Raw genomic sequence first — 633 nt, 5'->3', positions numbered from 1 at the left:
GTCGAGGTGGGCCGGTGGGAGCCATTCGGTGTGGCCGCGGGTGTTTTTGCGGGTGGTCCAGCCTTTTTCGGCCAGTCTGTTGTCGGGTCCACACGCGAGGGTGAGGTCGGTGATGTCGGTGCGCCCGGTGGTGGTCCAGCCGCTGACGTGGTGGACCTCGCTGTGGTAGGCGGGTTGGTCGCAGCCGGGGCGGGTGCAGCCGCGGTCCAGGGCGTGCAGCATGAGCCGCTGCGCGGGGTTGGCGAAACGTTTGGCGTGATACAAGGCGAGCGGTTTGGCGTCATCGAAGATCGCCAGATAGTGATGGGCCTGGGCGGCCATGCGGATCAGATCGGCCATCGGCAGCAGGGAGCCGCCGCTGGTGCGGGCGGTGCCGGCGCCGGCCTCGAGGTCTTTGAGTGTGGTGGTGACGATGACGGTCACGGGTAGGCCGCGGTGTTGGCCCAACTCGCCGGAGGCGAACAGGGTTCGGATCGCGGCGGCCAGGGCGTCGTGGTTGCGCTGGCCGGTGCTGCGGGTGTCACCGCGGGCGGTGTCGGCGTCGGGTTCCCCATCAACCCGGGGGGTGTCGTCGTCGGGGTGGGCCATGCCGGGGGCGGCCAGTTTGGCCCAGGCGGCTTCGATCAGCGCCCG

At 70.3% G+C, this 633-nt stretch carries 1 protein-coding gene; it reads right to left on the bottom strand.

Annotated elements, in window-relative coordinates:
- The coding region (locus A9X01_RS04795; RefSeq protein WP_155771934.1) for an HNH endonuclease signature motif containing protein at window positions 1-633 on the bottom strand (633 nt) is incomplete at both ends.

It is taken from the genome of Mycobacterium asiaticum (genome assembly GCF_001668675.1).
In the GTDB taxonomy this organism is placed as follows: domain Bacteria; phylum Actinomycetota; class Actinomycetes; order Mycobacteriales; family Mycobacteriaceae; genus Mycobacterium; species Mycobacterium asiaticum_D.
This window is presented reverse-complemented; position numbering and strand designations above follow the sequence as displayed.